We start from the raw sequence: 8,133 nt of genomic DNA, 5'->3' as shown, positions 1-8,133 counted from the left end.
CGGCTAATGGGATGTGTCGGCTGCTTCCCCACCGTTGGGTTATCCTGAAGAGGGATCAACCGTGCAAAAAGGAGAAGTAGCCATGTGTGCAAACAAGACAGGAAGCATCGAAGACCTCGCCGTCGTTGGGATCGACATCGGAAAGGATACGTTTCACCTGGTCGGGTTCGACCGGTCCGGCCAACTGGTCATGCGCAAGCAGATCAAGCGCTTGGCCCTGAATGCCACTTTTGAGCAACTCCCACGCTGCATCGTGGGAATGGAGGCTTGCCTCAGCGCCCATTTTGTCAGCCGAACGCTGCGGGGCATGGGGTTCGAGTCGCGGATCATACCGGCGATTTTCGTGAAGCCGTTCAACAAGGGCCAGAAGAACGATTACAATGACGCCGAGGCGATCGCAGAAGCCGCGTTGCGGCCCAACCTTCGGACCGTTTCGGAGAAAGACCAAGATCAGCTCGACCTTCAGGCCCTTCACCGGGTCCGGGCACGGCTGGTTTCGCGGCGCACCGCCACCATCAACCAGATCCGGGCCTTCCTGATCGAACAGGGCATCACCGTCAGGCCGGGACTACGGGCGCTGAAGAATTCCTTCGAGACGATCCTCGAACAGCGGCGGGACGAGATCTCGCCCCGGATGCGCGGCATCCTGATCGGGCTCTACGGCGACTGGCTTTGGCTGGACAAACGGATCGAGGATGTCTCGGGTGAGATCGAAGAGATCAGCCGAACCGAAGAGAACTGCGCCAACATCATGACGATACCTGGCATCGGACCGATGATTTCGACGGCGATGGTCGCGGCCGTCGGCCAAGGCGAGGCCTTCGGCCGGGGGCGCGATTTCGCGGCATGGGTTGGCCTGGTGCCTCGACAATTCAGCACCGGCGGACGCACTATTCTCGGCCGGATCACCAAGCGCGGCAGCCGCTACCTCAGGATGCTGTTCGTTCAGGCGGCGAAAGTGATCATGATGCGGCCACACCGATGGTCCGACTTCAGCTTTGGTCCGTGGCTGACCGAAGCGGTCGCACGCATGCCCCGAAACAAAGCGGCCGTAGCGCTCGCCAACAAGCTCGCCCGAACCGCCTGGAGCCTTCTGCGCCACGGCACCCGGTTCGACGCCCCACGAGACGCGGCCATGGAAGCGATCTGACGCCTACCACGGCCACCACAGAGTTCGCGAAAGAGAGGGCAGCATGGAACGGAGAAAATACGCGCCCAGAGTCTGACGGCCCACTGGGTCATCATCGACCTTGCGGCTAATGAGACCACGGCGCGTGCGTAACCCCATCAAGGCCACGGCCCGCGAGCCGATCAACAGGCCGGATACATATGAGCGATTTCCGAAATCGTGCCAATTTCTCAATTGCGAACAGCAGCCGACACATACATATGGGCCGAGGCTGTGTGAAACCCGGCACATAGGGCGAAGAGCTGTCGTTCTTCGGTCTTCGCGCAAGTCGCTAGTGTCGGTTCACTTTCGTCTCTTGCACGCCCCCCATGCTTTGCCGCACTGGATCGTCAGAAGCCATCCCTCGAAGTCAAATCGACGGAGCCGTGATCGCCCCTTTCGCGATTGCGCAGAACACAGCGACGCCGACCGGCAGGATCGCGTCGTTGAATTCGTAGCGGGGGCTGTGGAGGTTGCGCCGCAGCATCATGAGGGTTGAACGAATGGTTGCATTGATGTTTGCGCTCCCGCCGCAAAGGGGCGAGATCTGTCAAGACCAAGGCCTACAAGGTTTGGCCGTACATCAATCATACTGCGACGAACCCACATGCGCTGAAGGAGAATCGGCCGGGCGTCGAGGACCACGAGTCTTGGTGGGAATTCGACATGTTCCTGCAGGACGTGGGCCAACCGCCGCGCGGCGGAACGTCCTTCGCGCGCATTGGCAAGACCCGCGGCAATTTCCCGGGCAATTGCCGCTGGCTCGATCGGTCCGAAGCGGCGCGGCTGAGTGCGTCTCGCACCAACAGACCCTGCGTGCTCGAAAGTGACGCTGTGTCCGGGCTCACAGACGGCTCAGCAGGCCATCTTCCTCTGCGCCCAACTCGATCAATCCCGCGATCATGTCCTGGCTTTCGAGCATGCACCGTCCCGCGAGGCTCTCCGCCTGGTACCATTTCGCGGTCCGGGCAGACCTCTGGGCGCAGAGCGCGAGGGCCGCACGCGTGCCATTTTCCCCGAGCGCTCCCAGAAGCGTGTGGATGCGGGTGCGGCTGATGATGGACCCGGTGCCGAGGTGCTTGCGCCACCGCTCGGACAGGTTATGCACGTTGCGCGCCGCCCCGTTGCTCTTGGGAAAGACAGGGGCCCGGGCCTTCATGATCGCATCCCGAAGATCCGGCAACATTCGCTCGTCCTGGCCGCGCAGAATCAGGGCGTCCAGAAAGGGCGTGAGGATCGGGGACAAAGGGCCGGACAAGGCGCTGTCCGTCTTCGATGTGCGAAGATCGAGATAGTAGGACACCAGCTCATCCTTGTCTTCCAGTCCCCAATCCGCCGGATCATCGTCACCGATGTGAACGATGTGCTGTCCCCACAAGAGGCGGGTATCGTGGTTGCGCAGGGGGATCAGTGAGAGGAACGGCAGAGCAGCGGCATCAACATAGAGCGTGGTGCGCTTCCGACGGTCCATGGTCCCGGGAGCGAGATCGAGAAGCCTGTTGGCCAGGTCGAAGATCGCCTGGAGGTCCGGAAGGTCGGCAAGCCGGGCTTCCTTGACCTTCATGTCGCCTTTCGCTTCACGCTCGTAATGGCCGACCAGATCCCGGAGATCAGCCAGCAGTTCGTCACTGTGTCCCAAGCGTTTTGCCAACATGCGAAGAGACGCGAAAAGAATGCTGCGGCTACTGGCCCGGACGCCTCGACCTTCCAGCGCCTGGTCGTAGGCACCGATCGTATCGAGGCTGATCTCGTCCGGCAACCCGCTTTCACGGGCAGCCCGGACAAGCTGGCACGCGGCGTCGGTCATGCCTTGCACGGTTTTCGGCGCCAGCTTTTTACCGCGATAACGCTTGCCTGCCAGAAGGGTGTCCAGGACACGGAGCCAGTCGGCCGGCAATCGGTCGCGCGGGATCGAGTACGCGAGAGGTCTTGCCACATCTTTGCAGGTCGGGGCGGGTTTCCGCCGCTGGTAACGATCCGCCTCTTTCAGGCTTCGCGCTTGCTCCACTGCCACGACAGCGGGGTGAGCGGAGGTGAGGAGCTTCTCGAGCCCCCCGCGGAGCGTGCGGAGCAGCATCGAGGACTCCCGATCCGACACGAAGGCGAGGAAGTCTTCAGTCTCCGTGCCACGGCCATCCGTCTCGCAGAACGCGAGGAACCGGTCGAGCGCGCGCAACTCGTTCATGGGCATGGTCCGGGTGGCGTCGATCTCCCTAAAGGGCGTCCAACGCGTGCCGTGCAGGATGGCTTCCCGTGTCCGGTCGTCCCTGTGCCGCGATCCCTTGCGGTTCGCTGCCCCGTGGTTCCGCAGGGCTGCGAACAACGCCTTTGTGGCCGGATGGTCCGTTCCGACGAGGGTGCGCAATGCGCGCTGCGCGCATTGGAACCGGTGACGGCTGGTTCCCCCGAAAGCGGTGGCGCTCTCGAGCGAAATGCCGGCCAGGGAGCCTCCGGAATAGTCCCGGATGAGCTCTGCGAGCTTCCTCAGGTCCTGCACCGTGACGGAGGTAAAGGCGGGAGAGTCCGCCACATCGACAAGCTCGGGGGCGCCTTTCAGCGCCTCCCTGCCTCGCAGATCCTTCTTCATGTTTCTAACTCCTATGCTTCGATCATTTCGGTAACGAGCCGCTGGCCTTCGGCCATCGCCTGCTCCGCATGAACCCAGGCATAGTGCCTGATCACCGTTTCCTGGGTGTCGCCCAGGCGCACCGCGATCCACCCGATGCGCTCCGGGTAACGGTGGTAGAGCAGCGAGGCCTGTCCGTGCCGGAAATTGTGCGGGGTGCAGGGGACGCCCACGACGTCGCGCATGATGCGGACGAACCAGCCGTGGAACGTCTCGTAGGGGCACGGCCGGTGGGGCGCGCTCAGCATGGGCACAAGCCAGGGGCTTTGGGCGGTCTTGCCCGAGTCCGGGTCGGTGAGGATCAGCGGGCGGATATTGTCGATATACCAGCGCACCGTTTCCGCGAACTTGTGTGAACCGGGCTGCATTTCGAAGCGGATCTCCTTGCCGTTCTTTACAAAGTTTCCGGGTATGACGACGCGAACGTCCTTGCCGGCCAGCCTTATCCAGGCGTCGTCTCCGCCCAACGGCATTTCGAGCAGGTTCTCGACGCGCACTGGCGCCCCACCGATCTCGATTGCGCAGAAGAGCGCGACGGTACCGTGGCGGATGGCCTGAAGCCGCTCTCCCCGGGTCAGGTCGCGTCCTTCCTTAGCTGCGGTGGCCAGCAGGTCCTGGGCAATCCGCCGCGGCCGGGCATGGGCGAGCAGGAAATCGTTCCTGAATTTCCGCTTCTCGATGAGGGCCCGGCACAGCCGCTTCGTCTTATCGGGCATGCCTGCCTTGTCCGAGTGATGGCCAAGCTCCTCCACCTCCTTGATGATCTCCCGCAGGACGCGGCTTTCGATGCCGTTCCGATCGAGGATCGAGGGGAGGCGGCTGACCAGGGTGGTGGCATGCCGCGCGGTGATCCCGTCCTCTCCGATCCGGTCCACGATGTGGCCGAGGAGATCCTCGAGAGCCTCCGGATTCTCCAGCACCAGGGCAAAGCTGTTGGCGCGCGGGTCGAGATGCCCGGTCGCGACAAGACCGTCGATCACCGCATGCAGGGTGGTCTTCAGGCCGATGCGGGTGCGATCCCTCACGTATTCATGGACTTTCTTGGCGCGGATATACCTGATCCGCGCGGCCCGCTCGACGAATTCCTCGATCTCCGTGGCGAAGTGGGCCGGGACGTTGTAGCGAAATGCCCCGTCAACCTCGATGGGCCGAATCGGATGCGGAAACAGGCGGGCGATCGCCGCCGACGTTTTCTGGCCTTCAGAGATCATACGAGAGGCGGTCCGCAGACTGGTCCGCTCGCTCTTCTTCGCAGCGTCGTGCAGTTCCATGAGCGCCGACTGGGCGAGGTCTCGGGGTCCCAAGCCGGTGCGGCGCGCCGCCATCGTCAGGGTGCTCCGGATGGGAACCATCTTCTGGCGGCTGTTGCGCCCCGCGATCGTGTCGAGACGCTCGAACTCGGCGGCGGCTTCGTCCCACTTGTCGACCGCCGCACGCATGCATTTTTTCTCCTCGCTCACACCCAGCATTTCCTCGAGCAGAGGGCGGACACGGTTGCGGTAGTCCTGGTAGGTCGCCTGCTCGAAAGGCATGGTTGTCGGGTCCCAGCCATTGACCGGGAACATCCGGTCGAACCATTCGAGGCCCAGAGGCGCATTCTCTGCCATGACCCCCTTGGCTTTCAGCAGACCATTGACGGCGCTCCGGATCTTGGCCGCAGAGCTCTTAGAGGTGCCGGTAGCGACCTTGTCGCCGAGAAATGTCGAGATTGCTGCCCAGGTGCGGTGAGAGGCGGGTGTGGCCTTTGCAAGGGTCATCTGGTCAAGGGTTTTAAGCATGAAGGAGCCTTTCTGGTGTTGGGTTCTGGGAAGAATGTTGGTCGTTTCGGCTCAGGCAGAAACGAGATCCGCATTTCCCTTACGGAATGCGGATTGCGTTCTCGGCCAGAGGTGGGGAGCGGGCGTCATCCCGCGTCCGCAGACCGCGGAGGGAGCGGTTGCATCGTGCCGGTGTAGGGGATGCGTTCGGCCTTCTTGGCCGCAGTTCGACGCGTCGGTTTTCGCCGGATCTTTTCCGCCCGCGCTCGGTAGATCGACGACCGAACATAGGCCCTCACCTCGAGAGGCAGCCAAAGGCGCGTCTTCTTGCTTGCGTCGATCAACGGCCTGGGAAAGTCGTCGGGAAAACTCTTCTTGTGGCAATAGCCGTTCACCGTGGAAGCGGCGAGACCGATCTCTTCGGCGACCCGGGCGGCATCCCAGAGCCCGTTCTTGCCGTCGCTTCCATGGGTTAGGTCTTCCCAGAGCTCCTCGGGCTGTTCTGGGTCAAGACCGACAGCATTCCAGAACTCCCCCCAGGGCTGCTTCTTTCGCTTCGGGAGCCCGAGATACCGGAAGATCTTGCGCCGGGTGTCGTCCCCGCACTCGCCAAAGAATTTCTCGAAATCGGCGTTCGTCGCTTGGGAAGATGGGGTGATTTTCGCAGCCTTGCAGGCCTTGGGAGAGGATGTGTTCGGCATGTTCTGTTCCTTTTGAAAGGGAACTGGGATGAATGCCTACGACACGGAAAAAGATTTTTTATCCCGACAAATATTGCGTGTACGGCAATAGCTTAGTCGTTTGTCCTTCGGGATCTCTTGCTCATGGGAGATGAGCCGTTGGGCGGAGCGTGGATGCACTTACATGCTCTTTTCACGAGGAAGTCTCGTGACGCTGGGACTCCGACCATCCGAGCATGTGGGGCTTCCAACGCCAGATCCAGCGTGACGGTCACGTCCTCGGCCTTCATCGTCGTGCAAAGCTTCCAGGCGACCGGCTGTGACTTGCGCGGCGTGACGAGATTGGCCAGGCACGGTGAGCAGGAGAAAGTCGCTACCGTATTGGGCTGATGCGTGAACTTGCATGAAACCTGAAGATGGTGTGATAAATCGATCCGAGACGTGGGACACCCCGTATGTGCCAATGGCCCGATGTGGCCGTCACCTTGTTTGGGACCCACGTCGCGGAATCCATCTTGGCCAGCGTTCATGTGCGAGCGCACCAACAGGCCGGACATATGAACGCAAGCGATCCGATCAAATCATCAAAGAATTCTTGCAGGGAGGTGGTCGTCCACATATGGCACATTGATTCCGTCGAGGGCGAGCTGGGCGTTCTGGGCAGCCTCGAGACCGGCGAGGCGGCCAAGGAGGACGGCTCGGGCGCCGAGGGCAAGCTTGGCCGCGCTGTTTACCGATCAAGACGCCGTGATCATTGGTGTGTGCAACTCAATGCAGAATGGCAACGGCAATGTGAAAGGTGCTAGCGCAACATCATGACAAGGCGAAACGACATCGACGCGTCCAGTCAGAGGGCGCGCACGAAAGACAGGATCATCGCACCGGTTGCTGCCGATGTGCGAAAGGCCGGCTGGCTGGCCGTGCTGGGCGGAGCGATCTGGCCGGTACAAGCCGCGTGCATCGCGTGGGCCGTATCCGGGTGGGCCGCCGGGGCCCCTCCTATGGAAACGGCAGCGCCGGCTGCGGCTCTCTTCATGGCGGGCGGCCTGCTGCGCGCGGCGCTTGAGCACCGGTCGGGGCGGCTGCTGTTCCGCGCGGCGGATCAAACCATCGCGCGCGAGCGCGAGGCGCTGATCCGGCGGGAAGCACGCGCAATATCGGCAACCGGATCGGCCGGCATCGCCGCCATGGCTGTCGAGAAGCTCCCGCTTCTGCAGCCCTGGATCACCCGGTATCACGTGGCAATGACGCGGGTCAGCATCCTGCCATTGTTGCTGCTGGTGCTGGCGTTCAGCGTCTCTTGGGTTGCTGGTCTTGTTCTGCTTGTCGCGGGGCCGCTGATCCCGGTGTTCATGGCGCTTGTCGGCATGGCGGCCGAGGATGCCTCGCGGCGGCAGATGGAAGAAATCGGTAGCCTGAACGAGCTTACGATGGAACGCCTGACGGCGATGCTTGATATTCGGCTGCTCGGCGCGGCCGACAGGGTGACGGCGGATTTCAGCGAACGGGCCGAGACCCTTCGCACACGCACGATGGCGGTTCTGCGGATCGCATTTCTGTCTTCGACGGTGCTGGAGGGCTCTGTTGCACAAAGCGCGTGAGGGATTCATGTCGCGAATCCAGTGTGGTAGCTGGGCGACATGAGCAGACCCACACCCCCAACCTACAAGACCAGGAACTGGCCGGCCTATAACGAAGCGCTCAAGCGCCGTGGCTCGCTGACAGTCTGGTTTGACCCGGAGATGATCTGGGAGGCTGCGCCGACCGGTAAGCGCGGTCGGCAGCAGACCTACAGCGACACCGCTATCCAGACATGCTTGACGATGAAAGTGTTGTTCGGCATGGCGCTACGCCAGACCACAGGCTTCGTCGAGAGCCTGCTGCATTTGGTCGACCTGGACT

6 protein-coding genes are annotated in these 8,133 nt (G+C 62.2%); 3 read left to right on the top strand and 3 right to left on the bottom strand.

The annotated features are described in order from the left end of the window. The first annotated feature begins 82 nt into the window (after positions 1-82). Positions 83-1,150: an IS110 family RNA-guided transposase gene (locus G568_RS0117280; RefSeq protein WP_026758435.1), complete on the top strand. Its 1,068-nt coding sequence runs from the start codon at positions 83-85 to the stop codon at positions 1,148-1,150. Positions 1,151-2,012: 862 nt separating this feature from the next. On the opposite strand, the gene G568_RS0117270 is transcribed toward G568_RS0117280, so the two are convergent. The 3 genes from G568_RS0117270 to G568_RS0117260 all read right to left on the bottom strand — a co-directional run bounded on the left by G568_RS0117270 (position 2,013) and on the right by G568_RS0117260 (position 6,252). Further along, on the bottom strand, positions 2,013-3,755 hold the full coding sequence (locus G568_RS0117270; RefSeq protein WP_026759140.1) for a hypothetical protein: 1,743 nt from the start codon (positions 3,753-3,755) through the stop codon (positions 2,013-2,015). Between the two features lie 11 nt (positions 3,756-3,766). Beyond that, a complete protein-coding gene (locus tag G568_RS0117265) occupies positions 3,767-5,572 on the bottom strand; it encodes a hypothetical protein (protein ID WP_026759139.1) in 1,806 nt (601 codons plus the stop codon). A 125-nt stretch (positions 5,573-5,697) separates the two neighbouring features. Then, positions 5,698-6,252, bottom strand: a complete 555-nt coding sequence (locus tag G568_RS0117260; protein ID WP_026759138.1) for a hypothetical protein — start codon at positions 6,250-6,252, stop codon at positions 5,698-5,700. A 794-nt stretch (positions 6,253-7,046) separates the two neighbouring features. Between G568_RS0117260 and G568_RS19390 the strand changes: the two genes are divergently transcribed. Continuing rightward, a complete protein-coding gene (locus G568_RS19390) occupies positions 7,047-7,832 on the top strand; it encodes an ABC transporter transmembrane domain-containing protein (RefSeq protein WP_211222280.1) in 786 nt (261 codons plus the stop codon). Positions 7,833-7,871: 39 nt separating this feature from the next. Next, positions 7,872-8,133 (top strand): IS5/IS1182 family transposase (locus G568_RS0117240; RefSeq protein ID WP_026757473.1); only part of this gene is annotated, 262 nt, incomplete at its 3' end.

The sequence above is a fragment of the Sediminimonas qiaohouensis DSM 21189 genome, from assembly GCF_000423645.1.
GTDB lineage: Bacteria > Pseudomonadota > Alphaproteobacteria > Rhodobacterales > Rhodobacteraceae > Sediminimonas > Sediminimonas qiaohouensis.
The sequence above is the reverse complement of the archived record's forward strand: the minus strand, read 5'-3'. Positions and strand labels throughout refer to the sequence as shown.